This is a genomic window from Streptomyces sp. NPDC033221 (genome assembly GCF_055577005.1).
On record NZ_JBVIQN010000013.1, the window covers coordinates 113,728 to 131,862 of the forward strand.

At 72.5% G+C, this 18,135-nt stretch carries 13 protein-coding genes and 1 pseudogene; 9 read left to right on the plus strand and 5 right to left on the minus strand.

Features of this window, described 5'->3' with window-relative positions; all coding sequences use genetic code 11:
* Positions 1-53 precede the first annotated feature (53 nt).
* Positions 54-1,334 (minus strand): cytochrome P450, encoded by a 1,281-nt coding sequence (locus ACZ53K_RS19275; protein WP_468837761.1) that lies wholly within the window; start codon positions 1,332-1,334, stop codon positions 54-56.
* 807 nt (positions 1,335-2,141) lie between these two features.
* Between ACZ53K_RS19275 and ACZ53K_RS19280 the strand changes: the two genes are divergently transcribed.
* From ACZ53K_RS19280 to ACZ53K_RS19305, 6 genes and pseudogenes are all read left to right on the plus strand, one after another.
* Entirely contained in the window at positions 2,142-2,900 is a 759-nt protein-coding gene (locus tag ACZ53K_RS19280; RefSeq protein ID WP_468837764.1) for a bestrophin-like domain, read from the plus strand.
* A gap of 101 nt (positions 2,901-3,001) precedes the next feature.
* Entirely contained in the window at positions 3,002-4,078 is a 1,077-nt protein-coding gene (locus ACZ53K_RS19285; protein WP_468837766.1) for a phosphotransferase family protein, read from the plus strand.
* A gap of 166 nt (positions 4,079-4,244) precedes the next feature.
* The gene (locus ACZ53K_RS19290; RefSeq protein WP_468837769.1) at positions 4,245-5,150 is read left to right on the plus strand and encodes a phosphatidylinositol-specific phospholipase C; all 906 of its coding nucleotides are present in this window, start codon (positions 4,245-4,247) and stop codon (positions 5,148-5,150) included.
* Between the two features lie 2 nt (positions 5,151-5,152).
* A complete protein-coding gene (locus ACZ53K_RS19295) occupies positions 5,153-6,280 on the plus strand; it encodes an alpha/beta hydrolase (protein WP_468837772.1) in 1,128 nt (375 codons plus the stop codon).
* 65 nt (positions 6,281-6,345) lie between these two features.
* Positions 6,346-7,392, plus strand: a complete 1,047-nt coding sequence (locus ACZ53K_RS19300; protein WP_468837775.1) for a trypsin-like serine peptidase — start codon at positions 6,346-6,348, stop codon at positions 7,390-7,392.
* 137 nt (positions 7,393-7,529) lie between these two features.
* Positions 7,530-8,728, plus strand: a pseudogene (locus tag ACZ53K_RS19305) (transposase).
* Between the two features lie 37 nt (positions 8,729-8,765).
* On the opposite strand, the gene ACZ53K_RS19310 reads toward ACZ53K_RS19305, so the two are convergent.
* The gene (locus tag ACZ53K_RS19310; protein ID WP_468837778.1) at positions 8,766-9,800 is read right to left on the minus strand and encodes a phosphatidylinositol-specific phospholipase C domain-containing protein; all 1,035 of its coding nucleotides are present in this window, start codon (positions 9,798-9,800) and stop codon (positions 8,766-8,768) included.
* A gap of 233 nt (positions 9,801-10,033) precedes the next feature.
* Here ACZ53K_RS19310 and ACZ53K_RS19315 point away from each other — a divergent pair, with 233 nt between their 5' ends.
* Positions 10,034-10,681: an HhH-GDP family DNA glycosylase gene (locus ACZ53K_RS19315; RefSeq protein WP_468837781.1), complete on the plus strand. Its 648-nt coding sequence runs from the start codon at positions 10,034-10,036 to the stop codon at positions 10,679-10,681.
* A 69-nt stretch (positions 10,682-10,750) separates the two neighbouring features.
* Here ACZ53K_RS19315 and ACZ53K_RS19320 read toward each other — a convergent pair whose 3' ends face one another.
* The 3 genes from ACZ53K_RS19320 to ACZ53K_RS19330 all read right to left on the minus strand — a co-directional run bounded on the left by ACZ53K_RS19320 (position 10,751) and on the right by ACZ53K_RS19330 (position 15,149).
* Positions 10,751-12,619 (minus strand): transketolase, encoded by a 1,869-nt coding sequence (locus tag ACZ53K_RS19320; protein WP_468837784.1) that lies wholly within the window; start codon positions 12,617-12,619, stop codon positions 10,751-10,753.
* Complete coding sequence (locus tag ACZ53K_RS19325) at positions 12,619-14,031, minus strand: NAD(P)/FAD-dependent oxidoreductase (RefSeq protein WP_468837786.1); 1,413 nt, start codon at positions 14,029-14,031, stop codon at positions 12,619-12,621. Before ACZ53K_RS19325 ends, ACZ53K_RS19320 begins: the two co-directional genes overlap by 1 nt.
* 131 nt (positions 14,032-14,162) lie before the next feature.
* A complete protein-coding gene (locus tag ACZ53K_RS19330; RefSeq protein ID WP_468837789.1) occupies positions 14,163-15,149 on the minus strand; it encodes an NADPH:quinone reductase in 987 nt (328 codons plus the stop codon).
* A gap of 93 nt (positions 15,150-15,242) precedes the next feature.
* Between ACZ53K_RS19330 and ACZ53K_RS19335 the strand changes: the two genes are divergently transcribed.
* The gene (locus ACZ53K_RS19335; protein ID WP_468837792.1) at positions 15,243-16,313 is read left to right on the plus strand and encodes a gluconate 2-dehydrogenase subunit 3 family protein; all 1,071 of its coding nucleotides are present in this window, start codon (positions 15,243-15,245) and stop codon (positions 16,311-16,313) included.
* 12 nt (positions 16,314-16,325) lie between these two features.
* Positions 16,326-18,134 (plus strand): GMC oxidoreductase, encoded by a 1,809-nt coding sequence (locus tag ACZ53K_RS19340; protein WP_468837795.1) that lies wholly within the window; start codon positions 16,326-16,328, stop codon positions 18,132-18,134.
* Position 18,135 lies beyond the last annotated feature (1 nt).

The following is an 18,135-nucleotide window of genomic DNA, read 5'->3' on the forward strand; positions in this document are numbered from 1 at the left end:
GCGCGAACGCGCGCTGTGTGGGCGGGCACAGAGGGTAGGTGGGTTCGGCGGGTTCACCTCACCCTGACCGGCAAGCTCCGCAGTCCGTTCTGGAAGTTGGAGACCAGTCGGACCGGCTCCCCTGCCAGTTCCAGGCCGGGCAGCTGTTCCACCACATGCCGCAGCACCGCCCGCATCTGTACGCGCGCGAGGTGGCTGCCCAGGCAGAAGTGCGGGCCGAAGCCGAAGCTGACGTGGTCGTTCGGGGTGCGGGTGAGGTCGAAGCGGTCCGGGTCGGTGAAGACCGTTTCGTCGCGGTTGGCGGAGGCGTGGTAGACCACGACCTTCTCGCCGCGTCGGATGCGCTGTCCGCCGAGTTCGGTGTCGCGGGTGGCGGTACGGCGGAAGTCGATGACCGGGGGCCAGTAGCGCAGCATTTCCTCGACCGCGCCGGGGAGCAGCTCCGGTTCCCGGCGGAGGCGGGCGAACTGGTCCGGGTGCTTGAGGAGGGTGAGCAGGCCGCCCGGGATGCCGTTGCGCAGCGTCTCGTTGCCGGCCACGGCGAAGAGGAAGAACATGTTCTCGAACTCGGCGCGGGTCAGGCCGCCCTCCCGCAGGTGTGCCATGACGGTGCCGGGGCGCGGGTCCCCGGCCAGCGCGTGGGCGTACGCGAACATGTCGGCGAGTGCGCGGCGTGAGCGTGGGTTGGCCGGGCGGCCGTCCGGGCGGAGTGCCGGAGCGGGGCGGGCGCGGAGTGCGGCCCGGCCCATCGGGCTGAGGCGGGCGGGGTCGGCGGTCTCCGAGGTGGCGTACGCGGCGTCCTGGTAGCCGATGACGCGGTTCGACCAGTCGAAGAGCAGCTGCCGGTCCTCCTCCGGGACGCCCATGACGTGGGCCAGCGTCCAGACGGGGAGGTCGCCGGCCACGGTGACGAAGTCCGCCTCGCCCGCTTCCGCCACCTCCGCCACCAGGTGCGCGGCCCGCGCGTCGATGACCTGCTCCAACTCCCGTACGGCACGAGGGGTGAAGGCCGCGGCGACGACCCGCCGGATGCGCCCGTGGTCCGGCGGGTCCCGGTTGAGCATCATCGCCCGGACGAACGCGAGGTCGTCCTCGGTGTCGGGGTCGCGGATCTGGGTGGCGCCCAGGTACGAGGAGTAGACCTCGGGGGTGCGCAGGACGTGTTTGACGTCGGCGTGCCGCAGCACGGCCCAGTAGCCGGGCCCGGCCGGCCAGCCGTCGACCGGTGGCTCCTCGACCCAGCACACCGGCCGGGTGGCGCGCAGCCGGCGGAACAGGTCGTACGGGACCGCGGTGGCGTACGTCCACGGTGTGAACACGTCGGCTGTTCTCACGCAGGCGACCGTACGGTATTCCATCGTTCGAGGGAATCAAGCCCGTTCGGCGGCTGTTGACGGCCAGCGTTGCGCAACATCACGGGCGTGAAGGCATCGCAACGTTTCCGCAGCGTCCAACCTGCGCTTTTGATACCGCTGTTGGTGGCCCTCGCGGTGCTCCTCGCACCGCGCGCCGCGCACGCCCGGCCACTCGCGGCCCCGGCCCGGCCCGCTGACGCCTGTGCGAGCGCGGGGGTGCACAAGCCGGTGCAGGGGCCGAGGCACGAACCGAGGCACGAGTCGAGGCACGAACCGACCGGCTGGGCGACACCGCCGGACTGGGACTGGGACTGCCCCACGCCCACCCCGACTCCCACCCCCACCCCCTCACCCACACCCACACCCACACCCACCAAGCCGCCCAGACCCACCCCCACACCACCGTCGCCCTCCCCCACACCCACGTACACCCCACCCCCGAAGCCCACCCCCACGCCGCCGCGCCCACAGCCCCGGCCGCCCGCCCCCGCCGCCCCCACGCCGACGCAGGCCCCACCCCGCCCCACCCCCAGCGAATCCGCGGCCCCTGCGCCACCGCCGCCGTCCAGCCGCCCCGCGTCACCCCGTCCCACACCGACGCCCAGTCCGTCGGTCGTACTGCCCCGTACGTACGTCCCGTCGGCCCGTAAGCAGCACAGCAGCCGTTCGGTTGTCACCACCATGCTGCTGATCACCGCGCCCGCCGTGCTGGCGGCCGCCGCACTGCGCCCCCGTTCGTCCAGCTCGTCCGGTTCATCCGGGCGCCGTTCCTCGTAGGAGGTCACCTTGTCGGAATGGCTGGTACTGACCATCGCGATGGCCGCCGTCTGCGCCGTCGTACTGACCATCACCGTCCTCAAGCAGCGCCGTATCGGCGAGGACGACGACCCGTCCGAGACGCCCGACGTCATCGAGTACATGGTGATGATGGTGGGGGTGGTCTACGCGATCGTCCTCGGCCTCGCCATCGCCGGGGTCTGGGAGGCCCGCGGCGCGGCCGAGGACACCGTACGGACCGAGGCGCAGGCCCTGCACGAGGTCAGCGAGCGGGTACGGGCCTACCCGGAGGCCACACGGGACCGTATCCGGGCGGACGTCGACGCCTATGTCTCGCACGTCGTCCACCAGGAGTGGCCGGCCATGGCCGAACAGGCGCAGGTCACCGACCGGGGCAACGAGCTGCTGGGCAAGGTACGGGCCGCGGTGACCGATTACCGGCCGCGTGACGATTTCGAGAGCCAGTCCTACCAGCCCCTGCTCGACCAGGTCGCGGCGGCGGACGACGCCCGCAACGCGCGGGCGGACAGCATCGATCCGACCCTGCCGCCGATGGTCTGGTTCGGGCTGATCACCGGAGCCGTGATCACCATCGGGCTGATCTTCATGTTGCAGATCCGCCGGTCGGGCCGGGAGTTGCTGATGGCCGGTCTCTTCAGCGCCCTGATCGCCTTCCTGCTCTTCCTGGTCTGGGACTTCGACGCCCCGTTCAGCCGGGGCATCACGACGTCGGCGGATCCGTTCACGGAACTCTTCCCGGGGGTGTGAGGCAGCAGGGCTGCGGGACCCAGATTGGCGAGGCCCCTGCGGCTCGTGCGCGAGGTACAAATCCGGCGACGGCGATGGGCGTCCCGTGCGATCATCCGCGCATGCCGAACATCTCGACCGGGCTGCCCTTCACAGAGGCCCTGCAGAACCGGCTCGGCCCGGCCCGCCACGCGGTGCGGCTGGGCAGCAGTCCGCGCTCCCGGGTGTGGCGGGTCGAACTGCGCGGCGCGCCCGCGGTGGTCAAGCAGGCCGTGGAGAGCGCGGACGCCGATGAGCGGTACGCCCGTGAGGTGGCCGCGTTGCGGCTGGCCTCGCGGGTGACGCCGCCGGTGGTACCGCGGCTGCTCGGCACCGACCCGGAGGTGCGCGTCCTGGTGCTGGAGCACGTCGAGCACCGGCGGCCGTCGCCGGACTGGGTGGTTGGTTACGCGGCGGCGCTGGCCCGCCTGCATACGGCCACACATGCAGGCGGGCATACGGCCACCGTGTCCGGACCGGCGGACGGTGTGGCACTGCCCGACTGGTCGGGTCCGTCCGGCGCGGACACCGGCGCGTTCCTCGCCCTCGCCGACCGCCTCGCGGTGCCGGTGCCGGCCGAGGCGGAAGTGGAACTGCAAGCCCTGCTGCGGCGGCTCGGCTCCGCGCCCGGTGGCGCGCTGCTGCACGGTGATCCTTGTCCCGGCAACGACCTGCACACTCCGGACGGCATCCGGTTCATCGACTTCGAGCAGTCCTCCCTGGGCAACGGCCTCACCGAACTCGCCTACCTGCGCATGGGGTTCCCGACCTGCTGGTGTGTCACGGACACGCCCCGGCCGCTGCTGCGCGAGGCGGAAGCCGCGTACGGGGCTGCCTGGGAGGCGACGACCGGCAGCGCGCCGCCCGGTGACCTCGTCGACGCGTGCGCGGGCTGGCTGATCCGGGGGGACGCGCTGGTCCAGCGCGCGCATCGCGGGACCGTGGATCACCTCGGCCGGCTCCCCGAGGAGGACTGGGAGTGGGGCACGGTCACCGCGCGGCAGCGGCTCGCGTACCGGCTCGGTGTCGTCACCGGGCTCACCGCCGATCGCGACGACCTGCGCGGTCTCGGCCGTCTCGCCGGCGCGATGCGTACGCGGATGCTCAGCCGCTGGCCCGCCCTCACCCAGCCGCCGCAGGAGCGCCCGCCGGACGACTGACGGCCTTGCAACCGTTACGGTCCTACGGCCCTACGGCGAGGGGCCGTTGGCGCATTCCCCGTCCGTTCACGCCGCTGCCTGTTCAGCGTGTCCTTCCTGTGCTTCGATGCTGCGATCGTCTGTTCGTACCGGGGCGGCAGAGCGGCAGAGAGACCGGGGTGGGCGCATGGATCGGCGGGGGTTCCTGAAGGGGACGGCAGCGGTGTCGGCCGCGGGGGTGCTGGTCGGAGCCGGTGGCGGGCAGTCCGCCGCGGCCGTCGGGCGCCCGGCCTCCCGGCCCCGGCGCGCCACCTCCGTACAGGACTGGATGGCGGCACTCCCGGACGGTACGGAGCTGCGACGGCTGTCCATACCGGGCACCCATGACTCCGGGGCGCGGTACGGCGGACCCTGGGTCGCCTGCCAGAACACCACCGTCGCGCAGCAGCTGGACAGCGGTATCCGCTTCCTGGACGTACGCTGCCGGGCCATCGACTCGGTCTTCGCGATCCACCACGGCGCGTTCTACCAGAACCTGATGTTCGGCGATGTGCTGGTGGCGTGCCGGGCGTTCCTCAAGGCGCATCCCTCGGAGACCGTGCTGATGCGCGTCAAGCAGGAGTACTCCGAGGAGAGCGCGGCGGAGTTCCGGCGGATCTTCGACATCTACCTGGACGGCAAGGACTGGCGGTCGCTGTTCCGGCTGGACGGCACGCTGCCCTCCCTGGGGCAGGCCCGGGGGAAGGTCGTGGTGCTGGCCGACTCCGACGGGCTGCCGGGTGTGCGGTACGCCGATTCGCGTGTCTTCGACATCCAGGATGACTACATGGCCGAGCCGCTGCGCAAGTACCCGATGGTCGAGGGGCAGTTCCGCAAGGCCGTCAAGGAGCCCGGCAAGCTGTTCGTCAACTACGTCAGCACCGCGGCCCTGCTGCCGCCCCGCTCCAACGCTGACCGGCTCAACCCGCGGGTGAAGGACTTCCTGAACGGTGCGGAGGCGCGCGGCTGGTCGGGGCTGGGCATCGTCCCGATGGACTTCCCCAACGAAGCGGGCCTGGCCGAGACGCTGATCCGGCACAACACGGGAGCGTGACCGTGCGGACACGAAGCCGTAAGGCCGTACGTCCCCGCGGATCGTGGCGCCCGGGCTGGGCGGGTCTGGTGCTCGCCTTGCTGCTGCCGCTGCTCACCGTACCGGCGGCGGAATCGCCCGCGTACGCGGCAGGCGCACCGGCGCGCGGCGCGGCGCGTGTCGTCGCCGAAGTGCCGGTCGGCGACCGGATGCTCGACCTGGGGATCTCGTCCTCCGCGACCGGCGCGCCGGTCAAGTGGGTCCGGCTGCTGCTGCCGAAGGGCTGGTCGAAGAGCGCCTCCCGTACGTGGCCGGTGCTGTGGCTGCTGCACGGTGGCGGCGGCAACCACCGGGACTGGACCGCCAACACCCATGTCGAGCAGCTGGCCGCCGACCGCGACGTGCTCGTCGTCATGCCGGAGACCAGCGGCTGCAGCAGTTACAGCAACTGGTACAACGGCGGGAAGTGGGGCGCACCGGCTTGGGAGACGTATCTCCTCGACGAACTGCGGCCGCTGCTGGAACGGGACTACCGGGCCGGGACGGCGCGGGCCGTCGCGGGGTTGTCGATGGGCGGGCTCGGCGCGCTGAAGTTCACCGCGGCGCGCCCCGGTATGTTCCGCGCTGCCGCCTCGTACAGCGGCGCCGTCAGCCCCTTGTACCGGTCGACGGACGGCGGCCTCTCCGGCCCGGACGGTGTCAAGCTGGGCGCGCTGTCCTGCCTCGTCGACTGGAAGCGGGTCTGGGGCGAGCCCGGCTATCCGTTCGACACCGACGACCCGGCCGACCTGCGCCAGCAGTGGCTGTGGAAGCGCAACAGCCCGGTGGAGCAGGCAGCCTCGCTGCGCGGTACCCCGCTGTACCTGTCGTACGGGGACGGGACGACCGACGGCGGTCCGGGCTGGTCGTGGGGCGATGGTGACCGCCCGCCCACACCGTCGCCCGCGCGCTGCACCGACCCGCCCGTGCACGGCACCCAGGACCCGGTCGAGCGTGCCGTGTACGGGATGAACCAGGAGCTGCGCGGCAGGCTGGCGCAGCTGGATATCCCGGCAACGGTGTGCGCCTCCAAGGGTGGGCACTCCTGGCCTTACTGGGAGCGTGAGCTGGTGGCGTCGTTCCCGATGCTGATGAGCGCGCTCGGCGCCTGAGCGGGTGGGGGCGTGCGGGGCCCCGCCCGGACGGCGGCCCCGCACCGGAACCGTATGATCTGCTGATGAGTACGACCGAGCGTGACCGCGTCCCGTGGTCCCCGGCCCCGGGCGGGCCGCGCAGGCGCCGCCGGGCCGCCGCCCTCGGCCTCTGTGCCGCACTCACCCTGACCTGCGCCGGTACGGTCCTGGCCGTACGGGCCTTCGCGCACGGCGGGTTCCTGGCGTCCGGTGACCCGGTCACGGGCTCGTACGCCGGGGAAGCGGCCGACGGCGACGCGGCGGCCGATGCTCTGCTCTCCGGCCCGTACACCGAACGCCCGGGTCCCCCGCGCGCCACCACCCGTGCGGCGGCGGGACGGGAAGCGGCGGCGGAAGCGGACCGGGCAGCGGCGCCGGCGGTGCCGGAGAAGACGGCCGACCTGCCGGTGTCGCGGCCGCTCCGGGCCGCCCCGGCAGCCGTCTCCCCCGCCGTCGGCCCACTCTTCTCGCCCGGCAGCGACGGTGACGCCGACCACCACTGCACCGCGAGCGTGGTGCACTCCCCGGCAGGCGACCTGGTCGTCACCGCGGCGCACTGCGTCTACGACGGCGGCTTCCGTACGAATCTCGTCTTCGCTCCCGGCTACCACGACGGCGTCCTGCCGTACGGCGTGTGGGTGCCGTACCGTATCGACGTCGACCCGCGTTGGGCAGAGGACCGCGACGACGGCCACGACGTGGCGTTCCTCCGGGTGCGCCGCCCGCACGGCGCCGGGCCCGGTGAGCGGCGCGTCGAGGAGCTGACCGGCGCCGAGCAGATCCGCTTCTCCCCGCCCGCCGGTCTGCCGACGCGGACCGTCGGCTATCCCGACGACCGCGAGACGCCCGTCAGCTGCCAGAACACCACCACCGCGATGCCCGGCCAGCTGCGTTTCGACTGCGCCGGCTTCCCCAACGGGACCAGCGGCGGCCCGATGCTCACCGGCATCGACCCGGCGACCGGCCTCGGGACGGTGACCGGTGTCATCGGCGGCCTGGACGAAGGCGGCGACGACGCGACCTCGTACAGCAGCCGGTTCGGTCCGGACATCGCCGCCCTGTACCGGCGCGCCACCGCGGAACGGGTCTGAGCTTGTTCTTTAAGGTGCGGGGTCGAAATGGGTCTCGCACTATGCCGCTCACCTGGGCATTCGCCGGACGTAGAGACGGCCTTCGTCTGAACATGTGCTCCGACCAAGGCGCACTGATCGAGACGAAGGCCGTGAAGATGAGTCTGCTGCCTAACGCCAGTCCCGGGGAAGCGTTCGGGCAAGCGTCACGCTTCCGGGAGGACTTATTCGACTGCCTGACGGCTCGCGGCGGCACGCTGTTCGAGCTGACCGACGCGTTGTTGTGTGCGGACGGGCCGGTGACCACGCCGGTGGACCTGACGTTGACGGCCGAGCACCGGTGCGGGCACGGGGCGATGTACGACGCTCTGAACAGCGGAAGCGTCGATGTGCCGCGGTTGCGGCAGGTGCTGGCCGGGCTGCCGCAGCCGCAGGCTGCTGACGGGCGCCTGGTCCTGGCGGTGGACGTCACCCACTGGTTGCGGCCGGACGCGCCGACCAGCGCGGACCGCTTGTTCTGCCATGTCTACGGCCGCAGCGGCCGGTCCTCGGACCAGTTCGTGCCCGGCTGGCCCTACTCGTTCGTCGCCGCACTGGAGGCGGGCCGCACCTCCTGGTGCCAGATCCTGGTCGCTGTCCGGCTGGGGCCGGCCGACGACGTCGCGGAGGTCACCGCTGACCAGGTCCGGCGGGCCGTCCGGGACCTCATCGACATGGGACGGTGGTCCGCGGGTGACCGCGACATCCTCATCGTCTTCGACGCCGGCTACGACGCCCCGCGCATGGCCTACCTCCTGGCCGGCCTGCCGGTCGAGGTGCTGGGACGGATGCGCACGGACCGGGTGATGCGCCGGCCGGCGCCTTCCCGCACGGAGTTCTACCGGGCCCATCCCCGCGGCGGGCACCCGCCCAAGCACGGCGGCAACGCCCCCCTTCCCATCTGGCTGTGGACGTCCGCCACCGGCCTGACCTGCCAGGAGGCGACCTGCGCTGGCAAGCCCTCCTGCGCAGATTCGACCTTGAGCACACCTTCCGAATGATCAAGCAGACACTCGGCTGGACCCGCCCGAAGCTCCGCACCCCCACGGCGGCCGACCGGTGGACCTGGCTCGTCGTCGCCGCCCACACCCAGCTCCGCCTCGCCCGGCCGCTGGCCGCGGACCTCCGCCGCCCCTGGGAGAAGCCCGCCGAGCCCGGCCGGCTCACCCCCACGCGGGTCCGCAGGGGGTTCAGAAACCTCCGCCCGAACCTGCCGTGCCCGGCCCGCGCGCCGAAACCCACCCGGCCCGGCCCCGGCAGCCCCCTCGGCTCGAAAAACAAGCGGCGCACCACCCGCTACGGCGCGGGCCCGCGCTAGAACGGTAGGACAAGCTGAGGCGGCCCGTCCGAACGCCCTACTTCCCGCGCGGCACCACGGCCTTGAGGGCCTTCGGCAGCGGGTACCAGTCGGCGGTCACGATGCTGCCGTGGGCGGCGGCGAGCTGGTTGACGCGGGCGAGCGCCTGGGCCTCGGTGGGCTCGGTGCCGTCGATGACCGGGGGCACCTTGTGCGCGTCGGTCATGATCAGGAGGTAGTGGCGGCTGTCGTACCAGGCGGTGTCGATACCGTCCTTCAGGTACGTCGCGGCGTCGCCGTCGAAGACCACGAACCAGGGGCGCAGTGCCGCGTCGGTGTACCGGGTGCGCGGGTCGCCCTTGGCCGCGCCGTGCACCGCGGGGAAGGCGGTGGACCGCGCGAGCTTGCCCTGGGCGGCGAGGTCCTTCAGGTGGGTGGCGTATTCGCGGTCGGTCCACAGCTTGTCGAGCGGGTTGTTCTCCTCGACCGTGCCGGGTATCAGCTCGAAGAGGAACTTGCCGTTCAGCGCGGAGCGGGTGGGCCAGCCGTTCGCCCGTACGGCCTCGTCGAGGTCGCGGTGGCCGGCGGCCAGGTCGCCGGGCCCGTACACGGCGTCGCCCAGCCGGGCGCGGACCAGTTCGTCGAAGGCGGCCGGGCCCCGGCCGCCCTTGTCGTTGAAGCCGTCCTTCATCTCGACCTTGACCGTGATGGGCCGGTGGCCGGGGTGGGCGTCATGCCATGCCCTCATGTCGGCGAGGCAGCCGCCGAAGTCCTGGTCACGCTTTTTGGTGCGCAGCTCGCCCGCGGTGGTGGCGTTGACGCAGTTGCTGTTGTTGGCGAACGGGTTGCTGTGCGAGACCCGCCAGGTCTTGCCGAGCGCGTTGGTCCACAGGTCCAGTTCGACGAGGCTCGCGCCGGAGTCCAACGCGTCGGCGAAGTAAGGGTACTTGGCCTTCTCATAGGCGTTGTGGACACCGACGGACGTGGTGGCGCCGTACGATCCGGCGGGCTGTGCCGCGCCGGCCGGGGCCCCCGCCGCCAGCACCACCGCGGCCGCGACCGCCACCGTACCCGCGCTCCGTGTTCTGCTCATGGTCCCCCGCATTCACTCCACTGGCCCCCCGGCAGCCCCCTGTGGCTCCGGAATCACCAGCCCCTCCGGTCGAAGGAGCAGCGTACGGGAGTTGACGGGTGGTCCGGTGGCCGGGTGGGTACGCGGGCCGGGAAACGCCGTGAAGAATGAGCAAACATGGACGTGAGGGAGATGTACGGCACCGTGGACACCGTGGACACACCTCTGCACGACGCGGCCTTCCGGGGGCGGTCATGAGCGGCGACCGCGCCCGGATCCGGGCTCTTCTGGACACCTACGGCCGGACCTACGCCGACGAGGCCGGCATCCGGCTGACCGACACCCCGCAGCCGCTGTACCGGCTGCTGGTGCTCTCCTGCCTGCTCAGCGCCCGTATCCAGGCGAATATCGCGGTGGCGGCGAGCCACGCGCTGTCCAAGGCGGGACTGCGGTCCGCGCGGCGGATGAAGGACGCGACCTGGCAGCAGCGGGTGGACGCCCTCGGCGAGGGCGGTTACCGGCGCTATGACGAACGCACCGCGACCCAGCTGGGTGACGGCGCCGAGCTGCTGCTCGACACGTACGGCGGCGACCTGCGCCGGATGCGGAAAGCGGCGGACGGCGACACGGACCGGCTGCGCAAGCTGCTGCGCGAGGTGCCCGGCCTCGGGCCGGCGGGCGTCGACATCTTCCTGCGGGAGGCCCAGGCCGTGTGGCCCGAGCTGGAACCGCACCTGGACGCGAAGGCGTTGCAGGGCGCGGAGCGCGTGGGACTGCCGACCACACCCGACGCGCTGCTCAAGGCCGCCGGGAAGAAGACGGAACCCGCCGTACTGGCGGCGGCGCTGGTGCGTGCGGCCCTCGACAAGAAGGGCGCGGAGGAGATCCGTAAGGCGAAGTGAGCGGCCGGGAGCGGACGGCATACGGCGGCCCCGGCCCCCGAGGGGGACGGGGCCGCCGGCCGCGGGGGCTCACGGTGTCGAGGTGAGCAGCCCCCTGGCCGTCGCCGCGATCGCCTGGGCGTCGATGCCCGCGGCGCGCAGCTGCTCCTCCGGGGACGCCGACCCGGGCATGGTGCGCACCGCGAGCCGGGCCAGACGCGGCACCGGCCGGCCGTCGGTGAAGGCGTCCAGCACCGCGTCGCCGAGACCGCCCTCGGGGTGGTGGTCCTCCACGGTGACGATCCGCCCGGTGACCTCGGCGGCCTCCCGCAGCGTGGGCAGGTCCACCGGCTTGAGGGAGTACAGGTCGATGACGCGGGCGGCCACGCCCTCCTCGGCCAGCGTGTCGGCGGCGGCCAGCGCCTCGTGGACGGTCACCCCGGCGGCCACGATGGTGACCCGGTCCTCGGGGGTGGACCGCAGCGTCTTGCTGCCGCCGATCGGGAAGTCCTCCGCGGGCCCGTAGATGACGGGGCTCTCGCCCCGGGACGTCCGCAGGTAGCGGATGCCGCCCGCGTCGGCCATGGCGGCGGTCAGGCGGGCCGCCTGGTTGGCGTCGCACGGGTACAGGACGGTGCTGCCGTGCACGGCGCGGAACGCCGCCAGGTCCTCCAGGCCCATCTGCGAGGGGCCGTCCTCGCCGATGGCGACGCCCGCGTGCGAGCCGACGAGGTTGAGGTCGGCCCGGCTGACGGCGGCCATCCGGACGAAGTCGTAGGCGCGGCTGAGGAAGGCGGCGAAGGTGGTGGCGTACGGCACCCAGCCGCGTACCTGCATGCCGACCGCGGCGGCCACCATCTGCTGCTCGGCGATGTAGCACTGGAAGTACCGGTCGGGGTGGGCGTCGCCGAACATCTGGGCGCGGGTGGAGTCGCCGACCTCGCCGTCCAGCGCCACCACGTCCTCCCGGGCCGCGCCGAGCGCGGCGAGCGCCTCGCCGAAGGCGTCGCGGGTGGCGACCGCGTCGCCGACCTTGTAGTCCGGCAGTTCCGGCGCGCCGCCGCCGGCCCGGGGGCGCGGTGCGGCGTCACGCGGCCGGTGCACCTCCACGTGCAGGTCGCGGAGGCCGCCCAGCTCCTCGATGGCCTCCGCCGCGTCCTTCAGCGGCTTGCCGTGCTTGCCTTCCTGGTCGGCCACCGCACGCACGCCCTGGCCCTTGCGGGTCTTCGCGATGATGGCGGTGGGCCGGTCCGTGGTGGCGGCCGCCTCGGCGTACGCGCGGTCCACGGCCGCCACGTCGTGGCCGTCCACCTCGACGGTGTGCCAGTCGAAGGCCCGGATGCGGCGCGCGTAGGCGTCCAGGTCCCAGCCGTGCCGGGTCTCGCCGCGCTGGCCGAGCCGGTTGACGTCGATGATCGCGGTGAGGTTGGCCAGCTTCTCGTACCCGGCGTGCTCGAACGCCTCCCACATCGAGCCCTCGGCCAGCTCACTGTCGCCGCACACCACCCACACGCGGTACGGGACACGGTCCAGGTCGCGGCCCGCCAGCGCCAGGCCGACGCCGAAGGGCAGGCCCTGGCCGAGCGAACCGGTGGCCACGTCCACCCACGGGATGCGCGGGGTGGGGTGCCCCTCCAGCAGGCTGCCGTTCTTGCGGAAGGTCAGCAGCTGCTCGTCGGTGAGCGCCCCGGCCGCCTTGCCCATGGCGTACACCAGGGGCGAGGCGTGTCCCTTGGAGAAGATCAGGTGGTCGTTGCCGGGGTTCTCGGGGTCGGCGAAGTCGTAGCGCAGGTGTTCGTCGAGCAGTACGGCGGCCAGGTCGGCCGCGGACATCGAGGAGGTCGGGTGGCCGGAGCCGGCGGCGTCGGCGGCCCGTACGGAGTCGACGCGCAGCTGCTGTGCCAGCTCGCGCAGCCGGTCGTACCGGGTGTCGGCACCCGGGTCGTTCTGCGTGGTCATCAGGTTCCTTCCGCTTTTCGGGGTTTTTCGGGCGTGTCGTCCGCCGTCGTCCGCTCCCCCGCCGCCGGCTCCCCCTTTCCGCCGTCCGCCGGCACCCGGGCCAGCTCGGGTGCCGCCGTGTCCAGCGGCACCGACCAGGAGCGCACCAGGCCCAGCTGGACGCCCTGGCGCGGCAGCGCCGCGTCCAGCAGCCAGTCGGCGGCGACCCGGACCCGGTTCCCGGGCATCGCCATCAGGTGGTAGCCGCGGGTCACCACGTTGGCGACCGGGCCGGACAGCGGGACGTGCAGCGGGTTGGCGGCGGCCTGCACCCCGCCGAGGTCGACCATGAAGCCCAGGTCGTGGTGCTTGTAGGCGCGCGGCTCACCCTGCCCGTAAGAGGCGGCGACGTTGTGGGCCGCGACCTTGCCCTGGCGCTGCGCGTGCTGGGCGGTCATCGGCGTCGTCTCGCCCGGCCGGGTCAGATCCGGTACGGCGGCGGCGTCGCCGCAGGCGAGCACCTCGGGGTGGCCGGGCACGGCGAGGAACTCGTCCACGCACAGCCGGCCGCGTTCGGTGGGCAGCCCCAGCGACTCGACCAGCGGGTCCGGCCGGACGCCGACGCACCAGATCAGCGACCGGGTGTCGACGGACGTGCCGTCGTTCAGGAGCACCCCGTCGGAGGTGGCCTCCTTGACGGAGGTCTTGGTACGGATCTCGACGCCGCGTTTGCTCAGCACCCGGTGCGCGGTGCGCGACAGGCGGTGGTCCAGTTCGGGCAGCACCCGGTCGGCGAGGTCCAGCAGGATCCAGCGCGGCCGTGGCGCGTCGCGCAGCCCGGCGTTGTGGCGCGCCAGCGACTCGGTGAACGTCACGCCGTGCGCGGCGACTTCCGTTCCGGTGTAGCCCGCGCCGACCACGACGAAGGTCATGCGGGCGGCGCGCTCGGCCGGGTCCTCGGCGGCGCCCGCCAGCTCGATCTGGCGGGTCATGTGGTCCCGCAGGTACAGCGCCTCGGGCATCCCGCGGAAGCCGTGCGCGTGCTCGGCGACGCCCGGGATGGGCAGCAGCTTGTTGACGCTGCCGACGGTCAGCACGAGGCGGTCGTAGCCGAGCGATCCGGTGCGGCCCTCCGGGTCGGTGTACTCCACCCGGCGGCCGTCCAGGTCGACACCGCCGACCTGGCCGAGGACCAGCCGGACGTCCGGCAGCGTGCCGGTCAGCGACACCGACACCCGGCGCGGTTCCAGGATTCCGGCGGAGACCTCGGGCAGCAACGGCAGGTAGAGGAAGTAGTCATTGGGGTTGATCAGCACGATCTCAGCGGCGCCACGGGACTTCTTGGCGAGCGTGCGGGCGCACTCGTACCCGGCGAAACCGGCCCCCACGATCACCACGCGCGGCCGCCGCCCGTTCCGGCTCTCCGCCACCATCTGCGTCTCCTCTCACCTCGGGGTCCTGCCCTGATCGGCCCGGGTGCCCGCATTCCGCGCGGGTATGTACGCCGTCCGGCCCAGTTGCGCCGTACCCGTGGGCGACCGGCCTAGGGGCGGACACCGGCTCCTCAGTCCGGCAGGGCGAGCAGCACCCGGCCCGGCGTCGTCGGGTGTTCGACGGCTTCGTGCGCGGCGGCGATCGCGTCGAGGGGGTGGACGGCCGCGACGGGGTAGCGCAGGGCGGCAGCGGCGGCCGCCGCGGTGATGTCGGGGAGGGCCAGGCGTACCGCTTCCCGGGGGAAGTCGTCGTAGCCCAGCAGCCGCACGGTCGCGTTCTTGAAGGCCAGCGGCCAGAAGGGGAGCGCGGGGGCGGGTTCGCCGGTGGCGTAGGCGACGAGGGTGCCGCCCGGGGCGAGCAGCCGCGCGTCGAGGCCGGCGTTGACGTCGAAGGCGACCTCGACGACCCGGTCGGCGCCGCGTCCGCCGGTCAGCGCCAGTACCGCGTCCACCACGTCGTCCCCGACGCACACCGCGCGGTCCACGCCCAGCTCTCGTAGCGCGGCGAGCTGGGCGGGACGGCCGACCGTGCCGATGACCTGCGCGCCCGCCCGCCGCGCCAGAACGGCCGCCGCGCGGCCGACGCTGCCCAGCGCGCCCGCCACCACCACCGTCCGCCCGGCCACCGGGCCGTCCGCGAACACCGCGCGGTGCGCGGTGATGCCGGGTATGCCCAGGCAGGCGCCCTGTTCGGTGGAGACGCCGTCGGGCAGGGCCCCGACGCAGCCTTCGGGGACGACCGTGTACTGGGCGGCGGTCCCGTACGGGCGGTAGCTCTGGGCGTACGAGCACCAGGCGCGGCGCCCGGCCCAGGAGGCCGACACGCCGTCACCGACCGCGTCCACCACCCCTGCCCCGTCGCTGTGCGGCACGGTACGCGGGAAGGCGGGGGTGGCCGCTCCCAGCCACACCTGCCGCTTCTTCACGTCCCCCGGATTGATCCCGGAGAACGCCAGCCGAATGCGCAGTTCCCCGGGGCCGGGCTCGGGAGTGGGCAACTCCCCCACCTGGAACACCTTTCGGGCCGGGCCCCTGTTCTCGTACCAAGCGGCGCGCATACGGGGCACGATACGGCGTCTGCCGACGGCGTGGACAACCCCCGCCGCGCGCAATACTTTCAATGGCACCTCAAGACGTCCCGGAGGTGCGCGGTGAAGATCGAGGTCATCGAGAAAGACGATCAGTACATTCTCAATCACTGCACCAAATACCTTGCCAGGGACAGCCGGGACGCGCGCCACGATTTCGGGCAGTACGCGCCGGGCGACGAGCGCGCGGCGATCTGTGAGGCGTGGCGCTTCCCGGTCGTCGACGCGCACTGGGACGGGTCGTCGGCGGCCGCTTCGTATCCGTACAACGACGTGACGTTCGTCTACGACGGCCGCCGCACCGCCCCTGCCTCGGTGGCCGTACTGGGCACCTTCGGGCCGCTGCACTCGCCGGTGCCGCTGCGCCCGCTGGTGTTCGCGGGCGAGCCGACCGGCTTCTTCTCCACCACCGTGCGCGTCCCGAAGGGGCAGGTCCACACGTACAAGTTCGCGGTGGACGGGGTGTACGCGCTCGACCCGGTCAACCCGCAGCGCACCGTGCTGGACAACGGCGAGCCGTGGTCCCGCTTCTTCACCGACGCCTGCACCGTGCCGCTGACGCTCAGCCGTACCGAACGCGATCTGCTGGGCCGGCTGGTGTGCCATCTGCTGCCCTTCCGGCTCGACGAGAACCGGCGGCTGATCCGCGGGGTGTACGAGTCGCTGGACCGCGCGAGCCGGGACGAGGAATTCCCGCTGGCCTATCAGCTGGACGACGAGGTGGGCACGGTCAACTACATCGACAAACTGATCGCCCGCCAGGAACAGCACCACGCCGATGATTACCACACCTGCCTCAAAATCATCGGGGAAATCATCCGGTCCCGTTTCGGCGGACTCGATCCGGCGGCCGCGCCCGCGGATCTGTACGCGGACCTCTACCGGCAGATGGAGACCGAAAAGGTGGACGGCTGGGACTACGCCCGTTACGGGAGTCCGCGGTTCTTCCTGCTGCTGTTGCGCCGGCACGCGATGACCGGCGCGTTCGTCCACCCCAAACACGGCGGGAATTCCGGCGCGGCGGGCTGGATGTATCTGGAGAGCCGGTTCCGGGACGCACGGGACGGCACGCTCTTCGACTGGCGGCGGGCGCTGGAGTCGCCGCTGGGCCACAGCACCGACTACCGCGGCTGAGTGGAGGACGGCATGGACGGGGAGAGTGCCGAAATCGTCGTCATCGGCAGCGGCGCGGGCGGCGCGCCGCTCACCCATACGCTCGTACGGGCCGGACACCGGGTGGTCGTCCTGGAGAAGGGCCCGCTGCTGCGCACCCAGGCGCAGAGTCCCACCGGCCTGTCGGACTTCAAGCGCGACGAGTGCTTCGCCACCGGCTCGGAGAAGCGCATCACCGTGCAGGGCGTGGCCAACACGGGTGAGTCGTACTTCTCCAGCCATGTGGAGCCGGACCTGAACGACGAGCCGCACGTGTACCGCGACAGCGACGGCCGGGACCGGGTCACCATCGAGGGCTACACAGCCCAGGTGGTCGGCGGCGGCACACAGCTGTACGGCGGGGTGTCCCCGCGCTTCACCCCCGACGACCTGCGGCTGGCCACCCTCAACGCGTCGCGCGGCGACCTGCGTGACGACCCGGGCGGTGACGTGCGCCGGGAGGCCCGCGACTGGCCGCTGGACTACGCCGCGCTGGAGCCGTACTACACCAGGGCCGAGGAACTCGTCGGCATCAACGGGACCTGGGACGGGCAGGCCAAGACCCCGTCCCAGGACCGCTACCAGCCGCCGCTGGAGCCCAACCCCATCAGCGCGTACGCGGCCGCCGGCATGGATGCGCTCGGCATGCGCCGCTACCGCACCCCGCTCGCGGTCATCACCCGCGACCACGCGCCCAGCGGCCGTACGGTGCCCGCCGACACCGACACCATCAAGACGGCGTTCGTCAACCGCTACGGCGACCCGCTGGGCCTGAAGTCCAACGTCTGGGTGTCGCTGCTGGCGCCACTGCGCGACGTCAGCGGCAGCGGCGGCCTGGACCTGCGGGCCAACTGCACCGTCACCCATCTGGAGGCGGACGGCCCGCGCGTGACGAAGGTGCACTACCGCGACCCCGGCGGCCGGCCCTGGGCGATCACCGCCGGGACCGTCGTCGTGGCCTGCTCGGCGATCGAGTCCGTACGGCTGCTCCAGCTCTCCGGACTGCTCGACCCGGCCTTCGACAAGCGCGTCAACGCCAACGGGCTGCTGGGGCGCTACTTCCTGACGCACTGCTTCGGCGGCGCGCAGTGCATCGTCCCGGACCGCTCGGACAAGTCCAAGACGCTGGACTCGGACTGGGCCACCGACCACTGCGCGCGCCCCGAGTGGTTCCGCGCCCAGGGCCTGTGGGCGGGCGGCGTGATCTACAACAACACCTCCGACGGCGCCCTGCCCATCTCCCTCGCCCGCACCTGGCACGCGATGGACATGGACACCATGTGGAAGGGCTACCTCTACGACACGAGCCTCGTCGGCAACGGCTTCGAGGACTACCTGGAGGAGAGCTTCGGGCGGCGCCTGTCGGTGGCGTTCATGGCCAACCAGGTGCCGCAGCGGGAGAACCGCATCGAGCTGCACCCGAGCGTGACGGACAAGTGGGGCCGCCCCGTCGCGTACATCATCAAGACCTGGCACCCGCACGACCGGGCGCTGATGGACGCCCTCGCCGAGCAGTGCCGGCAGATCCTGGTGCGCGGCGGCGACGTGCGCGACATCAGCGCGGGGTCGGTGGGCGGCTCGGTGGTACGGATCGCCAACCATGTACTGGGCGGCGCCCGGTTCGGCGCGAACGCCGCGGACTCCGTCCTCGACCCCGACTGCCGGGCCTGGAACTTCGACAACCTCTACGTCACCGACGGGGCGTTCATGCCGACCTCGGGCAGCGCCAACCCGACGCTGACCATCGAGGCGAACTCCTTCCGCGTCGGCGACGTGCTGCGGGACAGGGTCGGGAGGCCGTGAC

What these genes read in the sequence shown, in the direction of transcription:
- ACZ53K_RS19330 (WP_468837789.1), bottom strand. Translation starts at nt 15,149, where the DNA reads ATGCGCGCCGCTTGGTACGAGAACAGGGGCCCGGCCCGAAAGGTGTTC.
- ACZ53K_RS19315 (WP_468837781.1), top strand. Translation starts at nt 10,034, where the DNA reads ATGAGCGGCGACCGCGCCCGGATCCGGGCTCTTCTGGACACCTACGGC.
- ACZ53K_RS19310 (WP_468837778.1), bottom strand. Translation starts at nt 9,800, where the DNA reads ATGAGCAGAACACGGAGCGCGGGTACGGTGGCGGTCGCGGCCGCGGTG.
- ACZ53K_RS19285 (WP_468837766.1), top strand. Translation starts at nt 3,002, where the DNA reads ATGCCGAACATCTCGACCGGGCTGCCCTTCACAGAGGCCCTGCAGAAC.
- ACZ53K_RS19290 (WP_468837769.1), top strand. Translation starts at nt 4,245, where the DNA reads ATGGATCGGCGGGGGTTCCTGAAGGGGACGGCAGCGGTGTCGGCCGCG.
- ACZ53K_RS19320 (WP_468837784.1), bottom strand. Translation starts at nt 12,619, where the DNA reads ATGACCACGCAGAACGACCCGGGTGCCGACACCCGGTACGACCGGCTG.
- ACZ53K_RS19340 (WP_468837795.1), top strand. Translation starts at nt 16,326, where the DNA reads ATGGACGGGGAGAGTGCCGAAATCGTCGTCATCGGCAGCGGCGCGGGC.
- ACZ53K_RS19325 (WP_468837786.1), bottom strand. Translation starts at nt 14,031, where the DNA reads ATGGTGGCGGAGAGCCGGAACGGGCGGCGGCCGCGCGTGGTGATCGTG.
- ACZ53K_RS19300 (WP_468837775.1), top strand. Translation starts at nt 6,346, where the DNA reads ATGAGTACGACCGAGCGTGACCGCGTCCCGTGGTCCCCGGCCCCGGGC.